Origin of the sequence: Streptomyces sp. NPDC090088 (genome assembly GCF_044747345.1) — a bacterium.
Classification (GTDB): domain Bacteria; phylum Actinomycetota; class Actinomycetes; order Streptomycetales; family Streptomycetaceae; genus Streptomyces.
Window position 1 is genome coordinate 699,468 of the sequence record NZ_JBIVDZ010000007.1, and the last position, 18,225, is coordinate 717,692.

Sequence of the window (18,225 nt, forward strand, 5' to 3'; positions counted from 1 at the left end):
GATTCGACCGTGAGTGAGGCAGGGCGTGATGCGGTCCGGCAGGCAACTGGTGCCTGTGTGGCATCGGGAGGGTGACACGGGACCCGCTCGTTTCCGCGAGCGGTTCCTGCAGGGTGAGCCGGTGGAGAGCGGCGTGCGGGCGCCGATCAAGGACTCCTGGCTGCGCTGCCGGTCCCTGGGTCTCTCGCCGGACCGGTCCGACCTGCCCTTCCGCGACGACTTCGACCCCGGCGGGCGGATCGTGCGGGCGGCGGCGCCGGTGCTCGACCGGCTGCAGGTCCGGTTCGCGGGCAGCCAGATCAACATCTCCCTCGCGGACGCGAGCGGCATCGTCCTGCTGCGCCGCTTCGGCGACCCGTCGATGCCCCGCAGCCTGCCCGCGATCCAGGTGGAGCCGGGCTTCGTCTTCGCCGAGCGGTTCGCCGGCACCAACGGCATCGGGCTCGCCCTCGCCGAGCGTGGCCTGGTCCGCGTCTACGGCGCCGAGCACTTCGCGGAACGCGCCCAGGGCAACGCCTGCATCGCCCTGCCGGTCCGGGACCCGCTCAGCGGGTGGATGGAGGGCGTGCTCTGCTTCGGCTACCAGCGCAGCGCCGAGTCCCCGGTCCTCGGTGACATCATCCGCCGGGCCGCACGGGCCGTGGAACGCCGGCTGCTGCGGCAGAGCTCCGCACGCGAGCGCGTCCTGCTCAGGGCGTACGAGTCCGCCGCCGGCCTCGGCCGCGGACTCTCCCTGGACGAACCGGCCCTGGACCTGCGTCCCGACGACCGGGCCATCCTCATGGAGAAGGCCGCCGAACTCATCTCCCACGCCCAGCACGCCGCCGTGGGCGTCTCGCTGTCCGACGGCCGCCGGGTCACGCTCGTCAGCCGCCCGGTGACCAGTCCCTCCGGTGTGCAGGGCCTCGCGGTCGAGATGCTGCTGCCGGGGGCGGAGGCGAGTGCGGGAGCCGGTGCGGGAGCGGGGTCGTCGGTGCTCGTCTCGCAGCATCGGCTGCGGCTGGGCGAGGTGCTCGGTCCCGCCGCGGGGGAGTGGCTCGGGGCGCCGGGGCGCGCGGCGCAGGGGGGCCTGCTCGGGCCTCCGGCCGGCCGGGCGGCGGGGGCCGGGGCGCCGAACCGTTCCGCGCCCGGCCTTCTCGTGGGCTGCGGCGGCCCGGAGCCGCCCGCCGCTCCCGACGGCGGACCGGCTGTCGCCGCCCCACCGACGAGGCCGTCCGAGTCCCGGTCCAAGCCCCAGCCCCAGCACGCCACGACCCCGCCGCTGCAACCGGGGCCGGGGTGGGACGCAGAAGTTTCCGCCGGCACCGGTGCCCGAACTCATACCGATGTCGAAGCCGGAGCCGATGCCGAAGGGGGAGCCGGAGCCGAAGCGGGAACCGGAGCCGATGTTGAAGTCGGGGTCGAAACCGGCGCCGGCGCCGGGGCCGGTGCCGGTGCCGGTGCCGGTGCCGAAGTCGGTGCCGGGAGTCCCGATGCCCCCCGTCGGCTGGTTCTCTTCGGTGAGCCGCGGGTGGGTGCCTACGCCCTTGCCGCGCGGCGCAGGCTGGAGTTGCTGTCCGAGGCCAGCGCGCGGATCGGTACCACGCTCGACGTCCGCCGCACCGCCGAGGAGCTGGCGCAGACGGCCGTGCCGAAGCTGGCCGACTTCGTGACCGTCGATCTGCCCGACGCCGTGCTGCGCGGTGAGGAGGCCGACGACCCGCTGAGCGACCTGCGCCGGACGGTGGTGCACGGGGTCCGGGACGGGCTGCCCTTCACCCCGGTCGGCAAACGGATCGACTTCGGCCCTGCCACCCCGCAGCTGCGCTGCCTGACCAACGGCCGGGCGGAGCTGGAGCCGGACCTGCAGGTCGCCGCGGGCTGGCTGGCCCAGGATCCCGAGCACACCGAGCGGCTGCTGGCCCATGTGCAGTCGCTGATCGCCGTACCGCTGGTGGCCCGGGGCGTCGTCCTGGGCATCGCCAGCTTCTACCGGGCGCTGGACTCCGCCCCCTTCGGCGACGACGACCGTTCGCTGGCCCAGGAACTGGCCACCCGGGCCGCCCTCTCCATCGACAACGCCCGCCGCTACACCCACGAACGCTCGATGGTCCTGGCCCTCCAGCGCCGGCTGCTGCCGCACGGGCTGCCCGACCAGGACGCCGTGGAGATCGCCCACCGGTATCTGCCCGCCGAATCGGACGTCGGCGGTGACTGGTACGACGTCATCCCGCTGCCCGGCGCCCGGATCGGGCTGCTGGTCGGCGATGTCGTGGGGCACGGCATGCTCTCCGCGGCCACCATGGGCCGGCTGCGCACCGCCGCCCGCAGCTTCGCCGAGCTGGACTTCCCGCCGGACGAGGTGCTCAGCCATCTGGACGACCTGGTCGGCCGGCTGGACCGCGACGACCCCGACGGCGAGGGCTCCGGCATCATCGGAGCGACCTGCCTGTACGTCATCTACGACCCGACCGCGCAGCGCTGCGTCATGGCCCGGGCCGGCCATCCGCCGCCCGCGCTGGTCCGCCCCGACGGCGTGGTCTCCTACCCCGACCTGCCCGCCGGACCTCCGCTCGGGCTCGGCGGGCTGCCCTTCGACGCCGTCGAGGTCGACCTGCCGGAGGACAGCCGGCTGGTCCTCTACACCGACGGACTCATCGAGGACCGCCACCGCGACGTGGACGACGTACTCGAACGGCTGCGCGCCGCCCTGGCCCACCGCCCGGAGCGCACGCCGGAGGAGACCTGCCAGGCGATCCTGGAGGGCGTGGCGCCCGACCACCCGTGCGACGACATCGCCCTGCTCGTGGTCCGCACCCACGCCCTGGCCCCCGACCGGATCGCCACCTGGGAGCTGCCCGCCGACCCGGCCCTGGTCGGCGAGGTCCGCGCCGCCGCCCTCGGCAAGCTCACCGAATGGGGCCTGGACGAGCCCGCGTTCGCGATGGAGCTGATCCTGAGCGAGCTGGTCACCAACGCCATCCGGCACGGAGCCGGCCCGGTCCGGGTACGGCTGCTGCACCACCGCACCCTGATCTGCGAGGTCTCCGACACCAGCAACACCGCCCCGCACCTGCGCCGGGCGGCCAGCACCGACGAGGGCGGCCGCGGCCTCTTCCTGGTCGCCCAGCTCTCCCGGGCCTGGGGCACCCGGCATCTGGCCGAGGGCAAGGTCATCTGGGCCGAATGCGGACTCGACGGCGCGTGAGACGAGGTGGGGGACGCCGTCGGGTGCGTCATATCGTATGGATCGTACTGATTGATGTAATTTCTTACCGTGCGTGACGGCCAGGATGCGGCTTCCCCCTCCGCGGCGGACCCCGTGGTCGGCATCCGCGGGCTCGTCAAGCGGTTCGGCGGGACCGTCGCACTGGACGGTGTCGACCTCGACGTGACCGCCGGCAGCGTCCTCGCCCTCCTCGGGCCCAACGGCGCCGGGAAGTCCACGCTCATCAAGGTGCTCGCCGGTGTGCACCGCCCCGACGCCGGACGGATCACCGTCGTCGGACAGCCGCTCGGCAGCCATGCCGCCACCCGCGCGATGTCCTTCATCCACCAGGACCTGGGACTCGTGGACTGGATGACGGTCGCCGAGAACATCGCCCTGAGCACCGGCTACAGCCGCCGGGCCGGCCTGATCTCCTGGCGCCGCACCCGGGAGCGCTGCGCCGCCGCGCTCGGGACCGTCGCCGCGCACCTCGACCCCGACGCGCCGGTCGCCCGGCTCGCGCCCGCCGAACGCTCCCTGGTCGCCATCGCCCGGGCCCTCGCGGTCGACGCGCGTCTCATCGTGCTCGACGAGCCCACCGCCCGGCTCCCGGCCGCCGACTGCGCCCGGCTCTTCCACGTCCTGCACGAGCTGCGCGACCGCGGCCACGCGATCCTCTACGTCAGCCACCGCATCGACGAGGTCCACCAGGTCGCCGACACCTTCGCCGTCCTGCGCGACGGGCGGCTGGTCAGCCGGGGCTCCCTCGCCGGGTACAGCACCGCCCGCCTCGTCCACGACATCGTCGGCGCGCAGCCCCCCGCCCGCCACCCCGCCGCCCCGGCCCCCGCCGAGGGACCGGCCGTCCTCACCCTCGACGGCCTGCGTACCAGCGGCACGGGGCCGGTGAGTCTGACGCTGAGCGCCGGTGAGGCCCTCGGCCTGGTCGGTCTCTCCGGGGCCGGGCACGTCGAGCTGGGCCGGGCCCTCGCCGGCGCCCTGCCCGTCCTCGGCGGCACCGCCACGCTCGCCGGCCGGCCCTACCGCCCCCGCACGGTCGCCGACGCCGTCGCCCACGGGGTCGGCCTGGTCCCCGGCGACCGGCTGCGGGAGGGCTGCCTCCCCCGGCTGACCGTGCGCGAGAACCTCCTCGCCAACCCCCGCGCCGACGGCGTCCCGGCCCTGCGCCCGATCCGCCCGCGCCGGGAACGGGCCGAGGCCGCCGCGCTGGTCGACCGGCTCGCGGTGCGCCCGCGCGACACCGAGGCGCCCGTCGCCACGCTCTCCGGCGGCAACCAGCAGAAGGTCATGATCGGCCGCCGGCTGCGCGCGGGCCCCCGCCTGCTGATCCTGGAGGAGCCCACCGCGAGCGTCGACATCGGCGCCCGGGGCGCGATCCACCGGCTGCTCGACGAGGCGCTCGCCGGCGGCCTCGCGGTGCTGCTCGTCTCCACCGACTTCGAGGAGGTCGCGGAGGTGTGCCGGCGGGCCGTCGTGCTCGTCCGCGGTTCGGTGACGGCCGAGCTGAGCGGCGCCGCTCTCACGGCCGCGGAACTCACCCGGGCGGCGTCGGCCGTTGCCCCGCCCGGAACCGGCGGCCGGCCATGACCGGCCGCCGTACGCCCCGCCCGGGCGGCCATCTGATCGGCTCCTACGGCCTGCCGGTCCTCACCCTCCTCCTCGTCCTGGTCTTCTCGCTCGCGCTGCCCCGGACCTTCCCCACCCTCGACACCGCCGACTCGATCCTGTCCACCCAGTCCATCCCGGCCGTCCTCGCGCTCGCCGCCACCGTCCCCGTCGTCACCGGCGCCTTCGACCTCTCCCTCGGCTACGGCCTCGGTCTCGCCCACGTCATGGTGATGAAGCTGATCGTCGAGGAGGGCTGGCCCTGGCCGCTCGCCTGTGCCGCCGTGGTCGTCGGCGGCGGCCTCGCCGGGGTCCTCAACGGGATCGTGGTGGAGTTCGGGCGGATCGACTCCTTCATCGCCACCCTCGGCACCGGCAGCATGATGTACGCGATCACCGGCTGGGTCACCGGCGGCGGCCGGATCGTGCCCGGACCGCAGGGCCTGCCGCCCGCCTTCACCGACCTCTACGACTCCCGGTTCCTCGGCCTGCCGATCCCCGCCTTCTACGTCCTCGCGCTGGCCGCCGTGCTCTGGCTGGTGCTGGAGCGGCTGCCGCTCGGCCGGTACCTGTACGTCGTCGGCTCCAACCCGCGCGCGGCCGAGCTGGTCGGCATCCGCACCCGCAGCTGCACGGTGTACGCGTTCACCGCGTCGGGGCTGATCGTCGGTCTGGCCGGGGTGCTGCTCGCCGCCCAGCAGCAGCTCGGCAACCCCAGCGTCGGCCTCGACTACCTGCTGCCCGCCTTCGCCGCCGCCCTCCTCGGCTCGACGGCGATCAGGCCCGGCCGCCCCAACGTCCTCGGCACGGTCGTCGCCGTCGCCGTCCTCGCCGTGGGCCTCACCGGCATCGGCCAGCTGGGCGCCGACTTCTGGACCGTCCCCCTCTTCTACGGCGGCACCCTGCTGATCGCCGTCGGCCTGGCGGGCTACGCCTCCCGCCGCCGCCTCCGCACCGACACCGGCCTCCCGCCCGACCCACCGGAACCGGCGGAGGGGGGCGCCGCATGACCGTCCACTCGCGGAGCCTCCGCCGAGCCGCCGTTCTGCTGGTGACGGCGGTGGTGGTGCTGGCCGGCTGTGAACGTGGTTCGTCGCCGGACGGGCCGGGGGAGTCGGCGACCGGTCCGAGCGGTTGCCCCGCCGTCTACGACACCGCTCGTGCGGCCGTCGCGCGGGCGGAGCGGACCGATGCGCCGTGGCGGGGGCCGACCACCGGGCCGCGTGCGGTGCCGGGGAAGTCCCTGGTGTACGTGGCGCAGACGATGACCAACCCGGGTGTCGCGGGTGTCGCGCAGGGCGTGAAGGAGGCGGCGCGGGTCGTCGGCTGGAATGTCCGGGTGATCGACGGCGGGGGCACCCCGGCCGGGATCCAGGCGGCGATGGGGCAGGCGGTCGCGCTCAAGCCCTCGGGGATCGTCATCGGCGGCTTCGACCCCAACTCCACCTCGCAGCAGGTGTCCCGGGCCGGCGCCGAACACATCCCGCTGGTCGGCTGGCACGCGGTCGCCGCGCCGGGCCCCAGCCGACGGCCCCCGCTGTTCAGCAACGTCACCACGCGCGTCCAGGACGTGGCCCGGATCAGCGCCCAGTGGATCATCGGACACTCGCGCGGCCGGGCCGGGGCGGTGGTCTTCACCGACGCGTCGATCCCGTTCGCCCGCACCAAGTCCGATCTGATCAGGAAGGAACTCGCCACCTGCCGGGGGGTACGCGTCCTGGCGTACGAGAACATCCCGATCCCGGACGCGAGCAGCCGTACCCCGCGCGAGGTCGCCTCCCTCCTGTCCCGGTTCGGCGACCGGTGGACCCACTCCGTCGCCATCAACGACCTGTACTTCGCCGACGCCGCCCCCGCCTTCCGCGCGGCCGGCGCACCGGGTGCGGGGCCGCCGTACAACATCGGCGCGGGGGACGGCGACCCGTCCGCCTTCCAGCGGGTCAACAGCGGTCAGTACCAGTCCGCCACCGTCCCCGAGCCGCTGACCCAGCAGGGCTGGCAGATCGTCGACGAGTTCAACCGCGCCTTCGCCGGCGACCCGGCCAGTGGATACGCGGCACCGGTGCATGTGTCGACCGCCGACAACACCGACGGCGCCACCTCCTGGGACCCGACGGGCTACCGCGAGGCGTACCGGAAGATCTGGGGCGGGTGACGGACCGTCACGGAGCGGTCGGCCGGACGGTCAGGGCACCACCAGGATCTTCCGTCCCACCCCTGCCGCGAACCGCTCCAGCGCCTGCGGGTACTCCGCGAGCGGCAGCCGGTGGCTGATGAAGACCTGGGGATCGAGGACACCGTTGGCGAAGAGTTCCGCCGCGCGTTCGTAGCTGTGCAGTACGGCCATGGAGCCGGTGATGGTGATCTCCTGGTTGTAGACGCGGTACGGGTCGATGGTCACCCGGGTCGCGTAGTCGGCGACGCCGAACTGGAGGAAGGTGCCGGCCTTGGCCACCCGCTCCAGGCCGTCCTGGATGGCGGCCGCGTTGCCGGTGGCGTCGACCACCACGTCCCAGCCGCCCGGCCGTTCGAGCTCGTCGGCCGAGGGAGCCGTCCGCGAGGAGCCCAACTTCGCGGCCGTGGCGAGTCGTTCCGGGTTGATGTCGACGACGTCGACCGAGGCGGCGCCGGTGCGCTTGGCCAGCTCCAGCATCATCAGGCCCATGGTGCCGCTGCCGTAGATCAGCACATGGGAGCCGAGCCTGCCGCTCAGCACGTCGTAGCCGCGCACGGCGCAGGACAGCGGCTCGACGAGGGCCGCGTCCTGGACGTCCACGTGGTCCGGCAGCCGTACGCAGTTGGCGACGGGGGCCACGGCGTACTCGGCGGCGCCGCCCGCCACGGTCACCCCGATCGCCTGCCAGCGGTCGCAGAGGTTGTTGCGTCCGGCCCGGCAGTAGCGGCACTCGTTGCAGTACAGCGAGGGGTCCACGGCGACCCGGTCGCCGATCGCGAGTTCGGTGACCTCACGGCCGCGTTCCACGACCCGCCCGGCGAACTCGTGGCCCGGCACGACCGGCAGGGTCGGGGCGAACTCGCCCCGCAGGATGTGCAGATCGGTCCCGCACAGTCCGCAGGCCGCCACCTCGACCACGACCTCGCGCGGCCCGGGGGCGGGATCGGGCACCGTGGTGACGGTGACCCTGCCGGGGGCTTCGATGACGGCGGCTCTCATTTGACTGCTCCTAGGGACAGGCCGCGGACCAGTTTGTCCTGGGCGGCGAAACCGGCGATCAGGACCGGCAGGGAGACCAGGGTGGCGGCGGCGCAGAGCCGGGCGAGGAAGAGGCCCTCGCTGGTGATGAAACCGACCAGGAAGACCGGCGCCGTCGACGCGTTGGTCGCGGTGAGGTTCACGGCGAACATGAACTCGTTCCAGCTGAAGATGAAGCAGATCAGCGAGGTGGCCGCCAGCCCCGGTGCCGCGACCGGGGCGACGATCCGCCCCAGCACGGTCAGCAGGCCGGCGCCGTCGACCTCGGCGGCCTCCAGGATCTCCCTGGGCACCTCGGCGAGGAACGAGCGCATCATCCACACCGCGATCGGCAGGTTCATCGCGGTGTAGAGGACGATCAGCGTCCACACGTTGTCCAGCATCCCGGCGTCCTTGACGATCAGGTACACGGGCAGCAGGGCCGCGATGGCCGGCAGGAACTTCGTGGACAGGAAGAAGAACATCACGTCGGTCCACTTCCGGACCGGCTTGATGGACAGCGCGTAGGCCGTCGGCACCGCGAGGGCCAGCACCAGCAGTGTCGAAATCACGCTGGCCATCGCCGAGTTGAGCAGGAACGGGGTGATGTCCCGGCTGAACAGCAGCCGGTACTGGTCGAAGGTGAGCGGCGCGAAGGGCGTCGGCGGGTTGGTCGCCGCGTCCGCCTCCTGGTGGAAGGAGGTGAGCACCATCCACGCCACCGGCGCGAAGAACGCCAGCGTGGCGAGCCAGGCGACGAAGGTCCACAGCGGCGACAGCCGTGCCGCGGCCCCCTGGTCCTCCCGGGTCGTCGCGAGACCTGTCATCGGGACACCTCCTCGCGGAACAGCGACGCGATGGTGCGCAGCGCGAACGTCGCGATCACGATCGAGCCGAGCACGACGACCACTCCGGCGGCGGCCGCCTGGCCGTACTCGTACTTGCGGAACATGGTCAGGTAGATCTCGTAGGGCAGGTTCGTCGTCTGCGAGCCGGGGCCGCCCTGGGTGATCGTGTAGACCGCGTCGAAGGTCTGCACGACGTAGATCGTGCCGAGCAGGACGCCCAGCTCGATGTACTGGCGCAGGTGCGGCAGGGTGATGAAGCGGAAGGTCGCCATCGCCGACGCGCCGTCCACGCGGGCCGCCTCCAGGACGTCACCGGGCTGCGCCTGCAGACCGGCCAGCAGGATCAGCATCATGAACGGCGTCCACTGCCACACCAGGGAGACGACGACGGCGGGCATCGGATACGACGAGACCCAGTCGACCGTCGGGCCGTTGGCGGCGCCGAACAGCCGGTAGACGGCGTTGAGGGTGCCGTTGAGCAGGCCGTAGTCGGGGTTGTAGATGGCGTGCTTCCACAGCAGCGCCGCCGCGACCGGCATCACCAGGAACGGCGCGATCAGCATCGTCCGGGCCAGTCCCCGGCCGGCGAACCGGCGGTCCAGGAGCAGCGCCAGACCGAGGCCGAGGACCACGCTGATCAGCACCACCGACGCGGTGAGCACGACGGTGTTGAGCACCGCGGTGCGCAGCCGTTCGTCGGTGAAGACGAACGTGAAGTTGGACAGGCCGACGAAGTGCCGTTCGCCGGGCTTGAGGATGTTCCACTGGAGCGTGGAGATCACGATGGTGGCCACGAAGGGCAACTGCGTGACGACGATGGTGAAGACGAGCGCCGGGAGCAGCGGGAGGCGGCGCTTCCACTTGCCGGAGCCGGCGGACGTGCGGGCGCGGTTGGGCGGTGGTGCCGTCCGGGGTGGAGCGGTGAGCGTGGTCATGGAGAGTTCCTCTGCCGGTGACAGCCGGGGTGGGGGAGGGGCGCCCGGCCGGCCGTCGGGGCCGGCCGGGCGGTGACGGTCACCGGTAGTTCTTGGCGACGTCCTCGGCCTGCTTCTGGCCGTCGTCGAGCGCCTTGTCCACACTCGTCCTGCCGGCGATGGCGGCGGAGATCTCCTGGGTGACCTTGGTGCCCAGGTCCTGGAACTCGGGGATGGCCACGTACTGGACGCCCACGGTCGGCCTCGGCTGGGTGCCGGGGTCGGCCGGGTCGGCCTGCTCGATGGACTTCAGGGTGATGTCACCGAACGACCCGGCGGCCTTCTGGTACGCGGGGATCGCGTACGTGCTGGCCCGCTTGCCGGCCGGGACCCGCGACCAGCCGAGCTTCTCGCCGACCAGGCTCTCGTACTTCTTGCTGGACGCCCACAGCATGAACTTCGAGGCCGCGTCGGCGTTCTTGGTGGTCTTGGGCATGGCCCACGCCCAACTCCACAGCCAGCCACTGCTCTTGGTCTCGGCGGTCGGCGCGTAGGCGTACCCGACATGACCGGCGATCTTGCTGGTGCTGGGGTCCTCAAGGGAGCCGGCCGCGCTGGTGGCGTCGTACCACATCGCGACCTTCTTCTGGCTCATGGCGTTCAGGCACTCGGTGAAGCCGGACTGCGCGGCGCCCGCCTCGCCGTGCTTCCTGACCAGGTCGACGTAGAAGTCGGTCGCCTTCTTGAAGGCCGGGCTGTTCACCTGGGCCTGCCAGTCCTTGGTGAACCAGGTGCCGCCGTAGGTGTTGACCACGGTCGTCAGGGTCGCCCCCAGCTCGCCCCAGCCGGCCAGGCCGCGCAGGCAGATGCCCCGCATCCCGGGCTCCGCGTGGTCGACCTTGGCCGCGATGCCGGCGATCTGCTGCCAGGTCGGGTGCTCGGGCACCGTGACGCCCTTCGCCTTCATGACGTCCTTGTTGTACATGAGGAAGGACGACTCGCCGTAGAACGGCAGGGCGTAGAGCTTGCCGTCCGAGCCGGACAGCGCGGTGACCATCGGCTTGAGCAGGTCGGCCGTGTCGAACGCGGTGTCCTGGTCGGCGTAGGAGCTGAGCTCGTGCAGCCAGCCGTTCTTCTGCCAGATCGGCACCTCGTAGGCGCCGATGGTGGCGACGTCGTACTGGCCGGCCTGGGTGGCGACGTCCTGGGTGACCTTGTCGCGCAGCTCGTTCTCGGGGAGGATCGTGAAGTTGACCTTGATGCCGGTGTCCTTGGTGAACGTGGACTTGGTCAGCTTCTGGATGTCCTCCATCTGCGGGTTGCCGACCATCAGCACGTTGATGCTCTTGCCGCCGCCCCCGGAGGCGGAGGTGCCGCCCGCTCCGCTGCAGGCGACCAGCAGCGAGCCCGCGGCGGTGGCCGTGAGCAGGACGTGGACCATTCTTCGTGTGCGCATGACTGACTCCAACGAGAGTGTTCGAGGGCGTGCGGAACCAGGGCCCCGGCCTTGCGGGGACGGAAAGGGGGGAGGGGAGGTGCGGCTCAGGCCTGGATGACCTGGGGACCCAGCAGGGCGTAGCGGCGGGCCTCGGAGGAATGCAGCCCGGTGTCGGTGACGATGGCCTCGAAGTCCGTGACGTTCGCGAACCGGCAGAAGCTCACGGCGCCGAACTTGGTGTGGACGCCGGAGAACACCCGGCGCTTGGCGATCCGCATGACCTCGGCCTTCACCTCGCCGACCCCGGGGTCGGGGGTGGTGAGTCCCCACTGGCGGGAGATGCCGTTGGCGCCGACGTACGCCAGGTCGATGACGAAGTCGGACAGCATGCGCCGCGCCCAGTGGTCGACCGTGGCCAGCGTCCCGCCCCGCACCCGGCCGCCGAGCAGCAGCACGGTGATGTTCTCGGCCGAGGCCAGGTCACCCGCCGTGGCCAGCGAGGAGGTGACCACGGTCAGCGGCCGGTCGCGGGGGAGGGCGGCGGCGATGAGCTGCGGGGTGTAGCCCTCGTCGATGTAGACGGTCTCGGCGTCCCCGACCAGCGCGGCCGCGGCGGCCGCGATCCGGGACTTCTCGGGGATGTGCTCGGTGGTGCGGAAGGCGAGCGTGGTCTCGAAGCCCGCGCTCTCCACGGGGTGCGCGCCGCCGTGGGTGCGGCGGACCAGCCCGTGGTTCTCCAGGAGGTTCAGATCGCGCCGCACGGTCTCCTTGGAGACCCCGAGACCGGCGGCGAGCTTCCCGACGTCGACGGAACCCGAGCGGCGCGCCGTCGCCAGGATCCCGCGTCTTCGTTCCTCGGCGTCCACGTCGACACCTCCGTTCCCCGGCTCCGCGCAGGACGCCCGCGCCGGCTCAGCACCCGGAGTCCGGCCCGCCCGGGCTCCGGTGGCCAAATTTGTACAAGGCGAGCACGGGCGTTGACCAGGTGCGCCGTAGGCCGGTTGCTGACCGAATGTGCCCGCTTCCCGGAGCGCGGAGGCGCTGGACGCGGGGGTGCGGGGCCCCGCGGACCGGGGGCCGGATGCCCGCTCCGCGGCGGACGGGTGCCCGTTCGCCGCCCGCATGTCCCGACGGGCCCGGCGGGACATCCGCATCCGGTCCGGAACCGAGCGGCCGGGCGCGGGCCGGGCAGGTCACGGCCTCGAAGCCGAAAGAGTTTCGTAACCGAGCGATTTCCCCTTCTTGTCCCTGCCATGAACGGCATGCCAGTGTCCCGGTCCAGCAGGCAGACCACCGTGTGGTGAGGCACCGCGAAAGCATTTCGCTGCGGAGCCCTTCTGCCCTGGCACCCATACGGCATGCCGAAAGAAGAGAGGCAGAGCATGCGCGGAATTCCCGCAGTTTCACAGCCCGGCACCCTGGGGGCGCCGAGACGCCGACGCGCGGCCGTGGCGGCGGTCACCGTGATGGCGGCCCTCGGCCTCGCCGCCTGCGGGAGCTCCGGCCCTTCGGCGGCCTCGTCGGCCAAGGGACTGACGATGTGGGCGCTCAACGACCAGACGATCCTCAAGCAGTCCGTCGACGCCTACAACAAGGACCACCCGGACGCGAAGATCACCCTGCGGCTGTTCGCGAACGACGACTACAAGCAGAAGCTGCGGGTGGCCTTCGGCGCGGACCAGGCCCCGGACATCTTCTTCAGCTGGGGCGGCGGAGCGCTCGACGACTACGTCAAGGCCGGCAAGGTCGACACCCTGACCGACGCCCAGGTGGACCTGCTCCGGTTCACGCCGAGCGTCCTGAAGAGCGCCACCTTCGACGGCCAGGTCTACGGCGTCCCCGCCAACGGCCTCGCCCCGGTGGTCCTCTACTACAACAAGAAGGTCTTCAGGGACGCGGGCGTCCAGCCCCCGAAGACCTACGCCGACCTGCTGACCGACGTGAAGAAGATCAAGAGCGCCGGCGTCACCCCGATATCCCTCGCCGCCAACTCCAAGTGGCCGACGCTGATGTACCTGGAGTACCTGCTGGACCGCGAGGGCGGATCCCAGGTGTTCGACCGGATCGCCGCCGGGTCCGCCGCCGGCTGGAAGGACGCCTCGGTCACCGCGGCCAACACCCGCCTCCAGGAACTCGCCAAGGCGGGGGCCTTCGGCGACAACGCCTCCTCCGTCAGCTACGACCAGGGCGCCTCCACCGCCCTCCTCTACACCGGCAAGGCCGGCATGGAGCTGATGGGCACCTGGGAGTACGCCAACATCGTCAAGGCCGCCCCGGACTTCGCGAAGAAGGACCTCGGCTATGTCGCCTTCCCGTCCCTGTCCGGCGGCAAGGGCGACCCGAAGGACATCGTCGGCAACCCGTCGAACTTCCTCTCGCTGAACTCGAAGAGCAAGAACAAGCCGGCGGCGCTCACCTACCTCAAGGACTACGTCCTCGACGACTCCCAGGTCGACGCCTACCTGGCGGCCGGCAGCGTGCCCCCGGTCAACAAGCTGGACTCGAAGCTGGCGGCGGTGTCGTCGGCCGACGACAAGAAGTGGCTGACCTTCGTGTACGACCTGGTGCAGAACTCGCCGAACTTCCAGCTCTCCTGGGACCAGGCGCTCCCCTCCGACCAGGCCGACCCGCTGCTGACCAATGTGGACAAGTCGTTCCTGGGGCAGATCACGCCCGAGGGGTTCGGCACGAACATGAGCAAGGCGGCGCAGTAGTGACCACCGTGGTTCGTACCCCGCGGCCGGTCGCGTCCCACAGGGCGCGCCCGGCCACGGGCCGCTCCGGGCGCCGCCGCGGCGGTCTGCTGATGGCCGCGCCCGCCCTGCTCCTGTTCGGCCTGTTCGGCCTGGTCCCGCTGGGCGGTGTGCTGGTGCTGAGCCTCTCCCGCTGGGACGGCCTCGGCTCGATCGGCTGGTCCGGCCTCGCCAACTGGACCGGCGTCCTCACCGACGACGCCACCTGGCAGGCCCTGTGGCTCACCCTCAAGGTGATGGTGGTCAGCTGGCTGGTCCAGACGCCCGTCTCACTGGCGCTCGGCCTCTTCCAGGCACCCCGGGGCCGGCTGCGGGCGTTCCTCGCCGTGGTGTGGTTCCTGCCGCTGCTGCTCTCCGCGGTCGCGATCGGTCTCACCTGGCAGGCCCTGCTCGACCCGTCCTTCGGCATCGGCGCCGCCCCCGGACTGCACTGGCTCGCCAGGCCCCTGCTCGGCTCGCCCGACCTCGCCCTCTACACGGTGATCTTCGTGATCGCCTGGCAGTTCGTGCCCTTCCACGCCCTGCTCTACCAGGCGGGCGTGCGGCAGATCCCGGTGTCGCTGTACGAGGCCGCGGCCATCGACGGCGCCGGCCCCGTCACCCGCCTGCTGCGGATCACCCTGCCGCAGCTGAAGTACACCTTCGTCACGTCGAGCACCCTCATGCTGGTGGGCTCGCTGACCTACTTCGACCTGATCTACGTCCTGTCCGGCGGCACCGGAGGTCCGGGCACCGCGACCCGGGTGCTGCCGCTGGCCATGTACATCACCGGCTTCCAGACCCACGACATGGGCCGGGCCAGCGCGCTGGCCACCCTTCTGGTGGTCTTCGGCCTCGCGCTGTCGCTGCTGACCACCCGCCTGTCCGGCTTCACCCGGATGGACAGCCAGCAGGAGGGCATGTGAGCACCGTCGTCGCGAGCCTGCGCCGTACCGCCGCCGGCGGCGCCACGCTGCTGTGGACCGCGCTGGTTGTCGTCCCCCTGTACTGGGTGGTCGTCACCAGCCTCCGCGGCCAGGCCGACTTCACCACCGGCAACCCGCTGGCGCCGCCCGCCCACCCGAGCCTCGCCAACTACCGGACCGTCCTCGTCGGCGACTTCACGACCTACCTGGTCAACAGCGTGATCGTCACCGCCGCCACGGTCGCGATCGTCATCGTCGTCGCCCTGATGGCCGCGTTCTCGATCGTCCGCCACACCGACCGCTGGTCCCGCCTGACCTTCCGCCTCTACCTCCTGGGCCTGGCGATCCCCCTCCAGGCGGTGATCATCCCGGTCTACCTGCTGATCATCCGTATGCACCTGTACGACAGCCTGCTCGCGATCGTGCTGCCCTCGGCGGCGTTCGCGCTGCCGGTCACCGTGATGATCCTGGTCAGCTTCCTGCGGGACATCCCGCGCTCGCTGTTCGAGGCGATGGTCGTGGACGGCGCCGGCGACTGGCGGATGCTGTTCTCGCTCGCCGCGCCGATGGCCAGGCCCGCACTGGTGACGGTCGCCGTGTACGACGGCCTCCAGGTCTGGAACGGCTTCCTCTTCCCGCTGATCCTCACCCAGAGCGGCGACAAGGCCGTACTGCCACTCGCCCTCACCCTCTACAAGGGCGAGTTCGGCATCAACGTGCCCGCCACCATGGCCGCGGTGGTCCTCTCCACCCTGCCCATGCTGGTCGTCTTCGTCCTCGCCCGACGGCAGCTGGTCGCCGGACTGACCGCCGGATTCTCCAAGTAACGCATACCGCGGAGGAGTCGGCCGGTGCCGTGACGCGCCGGCCTCCCTCGGCATGCCCACGAACAACCCCCACGAGGAGTCGTGCATGACGACCACCACGCCGGACCACTCCGCGCCCTCCCCGGCGGGTGACGAGCGCCCCTGGGCCGACCCGGACCGCCCGGCCGACGAACGCGTCGAGGCACTGCTCGCCCGGCTCACCCTGGAGGAGAAGGCCGCCCAGCTGAGCAGCACCTGGGAGGACGTGGAGCCGGCCGGCCCCGAGGTCGCCCCCGGCACCAACCTGTTCGGCCGGGTCGGCGACCTCGACCAGACCGCCCGGCACGGCCTCGGCCAGCTCACCCGCCCCTACGGCACCCTGCCCCGGCCCGCCCTGGACCACGCCCGCCTGCTGGCCGAACGCCAGCGGCAGATCACGGCACAGAGCCGCTTCGGCATCCCGGCCATGGCCCACGACGAGTGCCTCACCGGCTTCACCGCCTACGGCGCCACCATCTACCCCACCTCGCTGGGCATGGCGGCCACCTTCGACCCCGCCCTGATCCGGCGGGTCGGCGCGGCCATCGGCGCCGACATGGCCGCGGCCGGGGTCCACCAGGGCCTCGCCCCCGTCGTCGACGTCGTCCGCGACTACCGCTGGGGGCGCTGCGAGGAGACGTACGGCGAAGACCCGTACCTCGTCGGGGAGATGGGCGAGGCGTATGTGCTGGGCCTGCAGAGCGCGGGGGTGTACGCCACCCTCAAGCACTTCGCCGGGTACTCCGCCTCCATGGGCGGCCGCAACCACGCCCCGGTCGGTATCGGCCGCCGCGAACTGAACGACGTCATCCTGCCGCCCTTCGAACGGATCGTCGCCGCCGGAGTGGGCTCGGTCATGAACTCCTACGCCGAGATCGACGGCGAGGCCCCCGCCGCGAGCCGTCGGCTGCTGACCGGGGTGCTGCGCGAGGAGTGGGGCTTCGAGGGCACGGTCGTCTCCGACTACTGGTCGCTGCCGTTCCTGGTGAACGCGCACCGGGTCGCGGCCGACCTGGCCGGGGCCGGGGCACTGGCCCTCACCGCCGGGATGGACGTCGAACTGCCCGACCAGCGCGGCTTCGGCGCCGTGCTGGTCGCCGCCGTGCGCGCCGGTGCGGCCGACGAGGCCGATGTCGACCGGGCGGTGCGCCGGGTACTGCGGCAGAAGGTCGCACTCGGTCTCCTGGACCCCGGCTGGACTCCGGTACCGCCCGCCCTGCGCGCGGGCGAACTCGACCTGGACAAGCCGGAGAACCGCCGGCTCGCCCACGCGGTCGCGCGGTCCGGCGCCGTCCTGCTGTCGAACGACGGCACACTGCCCCTCCCGTCCACCGGCCGCATCGCCCTGATCGGCCCGTGCGCGGACGACGTGCGCACGATGTTCGGCTGCTACAGCTTCCCCAACCATGTGCTCTCCGACCGCGACGACCTCGGCAACGGTGTCGAGGCGGTGTCGCTGCGCACCGCGCTCGGCACCGAACTCCCAGACGTGGAATGGGAGTTCGCTCAGGGCTGCCCGATCAGGGACGAGGACCGGGCCGGGATCCCGGAGGCGATCGCCGTGGCCGCGGGGGCGGACCTCGCCGTGCTGGTCGTCGGCGACAAGGCGGGCATGTTCGGCATCGGCACCTCCGGCGAGGGGTGTGACGTCGAGGATCTGCGGCTGCCCGGCGTGCAGGAGGAGCTGGTGGCGGCGGTGCTGGCGACCGGCACCCCGGTCGTGCTCGTGGTCAGCAGCGGACGGCCGTACGCCGTGGGCCGGTTCGCGCCGGACGCGGCGGCCCTGGTGCAGGTCTTCCTGCCGGGCGAGGAGGGTGGCCGCGCGGTCGCCGAACTCCTCTCCGGCGCGGCCGACTTCAGCGGCAAGCTGCCCGTGCAGATCCCCAACTCGCCTGCGGGGCAGCCGTACACGTATCTGCATCCGCCGCTCGGTGACCGGCAGAGCTGGCTGTCCAACCTCGACCCCACCCCCGCCTTCCCCTTCGGGCACGGACTGTCCTACACCACCTTCGAGATCGACGGCCTGGCCGTGGACGACGAACTGGTGCCGACGGACGGGGAGTTCACGGCCTCGGTGCGGGTGCGGAACACCGGTTCGCGGCCCGGTGCCGAGACCGTCCAGCTGTACTTCACCGACCCGGTCGCCCAGGTCACCCGGCCGGTGCGGGCGCTGCTCGGCTTCGCCAAGGTGCGGCTGGGGCCCGGCGAGGAGGCGACGGTCCGCTTCGACGTGCACACCGACCGGCTGGCCTTCACGGGGCTGGCGGGGCACCGGATCGTCGAGCCCGGCGAGATCGTGCTGTACGCGGGTGCGTCGAGCGGCGACACCCCGGCCGAGGCGCGCATCGAGCTGGTGGGCGGGGAGCGGGACGCGGCGGTGCTGCGGCGGCACGGTGTGCCGGTGCGGGTGGAGCGCGGCTGAGGGGAGTGACGGAGAGGGGCGGACGGCAGCAGCCGTCCGCCCCTCTCCCGCTGTTCGGACGCGAGGCAGGGAGGTTCAGGCGCGGGGTACGGAC

At 72.3% G+C, this 18,225-nt stretch carries 13 protein-coding genes; 8 read left to right on the plus strand and 5 right to left on the minus strand.

Translation table 11 applies throughout. The features are described from left to right. Nucleotides 1-28: 28 nt before the first annotated feature. The 4 genes from ACIPSJ_RS34025 (at nucleotide 29) to ACIPSJ_RS34040 (ending at nucleotide 6,968) form a co-directional block, all read left to right on the plus strand. A complete protein-coding gene (locus ACIPSJ_RS34025) occupies nucleotides 29-3,187 on the plus strand; it encodes a SpoIIE family protein phosphatase (protein ID WP_401351525.1) in 3,159 nt (1,052 codons plus the stop codon). A 69-nt stretch (nucleotides 3,188-3,256) separates the two neighbouring features. Next, entirely contained in the window at nucleotides 3,257-4,795 is a 1,539-nt protein-coding gene (locus ACIPSJ_RS34030) for a sugar ABC transporter ATP-binding protein (RefSeq protein WP_401351526.1), read from the plus strand. Beyond that, nucleotides 4,792-5,823 (plus strand): ABC transporter permease, encoded by a 1,032-nt coding sequence (locus ACIPSJ_RS34035; protein WP_359212291.1) that lies wholly within the window; start codon nucleotides 4,792-4,794, stop codon nucleotides 5,821-5,823. Before ACIPSJ_RS34030 ends, ACIPSJ_RS34035 begins: the two co-directional genes overlap by 4 nt. Beyond that, nucleotides 5,820-6,968, plus strand: a complete 1,149-nt coding sequence (locus ACIPSJ_RS34040) for a substrate-binding domain-containing protein (RefSeq protein ID WP_401351527.1) — start codon at nucleotides 5,820-5,822, stop codon at nucleotides 6,966-6,968. Before ACIPSJ_RS34035 ends, ACIPSJ_RS34040 begins: the two co-directional genes overlap by 4 nt. A 30-nt stretch (nucleotides 6,969-6,998) precedes the next feature. Here ACIPSJ_RS34040 and ACIPSJ_RS34045 read toward each other — a convergent pair whose 3' ends face one another. From ACIPSJ_RS34045 to ACIPSJ_RS34065, 5 genes are all read right to left on the minus strand, one after another. Continuing rightward, on the minus strand, nucleotides 6,999-7,988 hold the full coding sequence (locus tag ACIPSJ_RS34045) for a zinc-dependent alcohol dehydrogenase family protein (RefSeq protein ID WP_401351529.1): 990 nt from the start codon (nucleotides 7,986-7,988) through the stop codon (nucleotides 6,999-7,001). Next, nucleotides 7,985-8,833 (minus strand): carbohydrate ABC transporter permease, encoded by an 849-nt coding sequence (locus ACIPSJ_RS34050; protein WP_359212300.1) that lies wholly within the window; start codon nucleotides 8,831-8,833, stop codon nucleotides 7,985-7,987. Before ACIPSJ_RS34050 ends, ACIPSJ_RS34045 begins: the two co-directional genes overlap by 4 nt. Continuing rightward, a complete protein-coding gene (locus ACIPSJ_RS34055) occupies nucleotides 8,830-9,789 on the minus strand; it encodes a carbohydrate ABC transporter permease (protein WP_401351531.1) in 960 nt (319 codons plus the stop codon). Before ACIPSJ_RS34055 ends, ACIPSJ_RS34050 begins: the two co-directional genes overlap by 4 nt. 79 nt (nucleotides 9,790-9,868) lie before the next feature. Continuing rightward, nucleotides 9,869-11,224 carry an ABC transporter substrate-binding protein gene (locus ACIPSJ_RS34060; RefSeq protein WP_401351533.1) on the minus strand — a complete coding sequence of 452 codons (1,356 nt, stop codon included), beginning with the start codon at nucleotides 11,222-11,224 and terminating at the stop codon, nucleotides 9,869-9,871. Between the two features lie 86 nt (nucleotides 11,225-11,310). Further along, complete coding sequence (locus ACIPSJ_RS34065; RefSeq protein WP_359212306.1) at nucleotides 11,311-12,072, minus strand: DeoR/GlpR family DNA-binding transcription regulator; 762 nt, start codon at nucleotides 12,070-12,072, stop codon at nucleotides 11,311-11,313. A 516-nt stretch (nucleotides 12,073-12,588) separates the two neighbouring features. Here ACIPSJ_RS34065 and ACIPSJ_RS34070 point away from each other — a divergent pair. The 4 genes from ACIPSJ_RS34070 (at nucleotide 12,589) to ACIPSJ_RS34085 (ending at nucleotide 18,131) form a co-directional block, all read left to right on the plus strand. Further along, nucleotides 12,589-13,920 (plus strand): extracellular solute-binding protein, encoded by a 1,332-nt coding sequence (locus ACIPSJ_RS34070; protein ID WP_401351535.1) that lies wholly within the window; start codon nucleotides 12,589-12,591, stop codon nucleotides 13,918-13,920. A 92-nt stretch (nucleotides 13,921-14,012) separates the two neighbouring features. Then, a complete protein-coding gene (locus ACIPSJ_RS34075) occupies nucleotides 14,013-14,864 on the plus strand; it encodes a carbohydrate ABC transporter permease (RefSeq protein WP_401351576.1) in 852 nt (283 codons plus the stop codon). Beyond that, entirely contained in the window at nucleotides 14,861-15,691 is an 831-nt protein-coding gene (locus ACIPSJ_RS34080; RefSeq protein ID WP_401351537.1) for a carbohydrate ABC transporter permease, read from the plus strand. Before ACIPSJ_RS34075 ends, ACIPSJ_RS34080 begins: the two co-directional genes overlap by 4 nt. An 85-nt stretch (nucleotides 15,692-15,776) precedes the next feature. Beyond that, entirely contained in the window at nucleotides 15,777-18,131 is a 2,355-nt protein-coding gene (locus tag ACIPSJ_RS34085) for a glycoside hydrolase family 3 N-terminal domain-containing protein (RefSeq protein WP_401351539.1), read from the plus strand. The last annotated feature ends 94 nt before the right edge of the window (nucleotides 18,132-18,225 follow it).